We start from the raw sequence: 403 nt of genomic DNA on the forward strand, positions 1-403 counted from the left end.
TTCAGGTTCTTTTTCACTCCGCTTCCGCGGTGCTTTTCACCTTTCCCTCACGGTACTGCTTCACTATCGGTCACCAGGGAGTATTTAGCCTTGGCAGATGGTCCTGCCGGATTCCGACGGGGTTTCACGTGTCCCGCCGTACTCAGGATCCGTCTCGGAGGGTRWTTGATTTTGGCTACAGGGCTTTTACCTYKTCTWGCGGGCCTTTCCAGACCTCTTCGCCTACCAAACACCTTTGTAACTCCATGTGAGACGTCCTACAACCCCAAGGAGCAAGCTCCTTGGTTTGGGCTAATCCGCGTTCGCTCGCCGCTACTGACGGAATCACYTTTGTTTTCTCTTCCTCGGGGTACTTAGATGTTTCAGTTCCCCCGGTATGCCTCTTACTAAGCTATGTATTCAC

Annotated in this window: 1 rRNA gene; it reads right to left on the reverse strand. The window is 52.6% G+C overall.

The features are described 5' to 3' along the window. Positions 1–403: ribosomal RNA gene (locus AC1DF0_RS32505) — 23S ribosomal RNA — on the reverse strand; the annotation flags it as partial.

It is taken from the genome of Paenibacillus sp. 05T425, assembly GCF_056396205.1.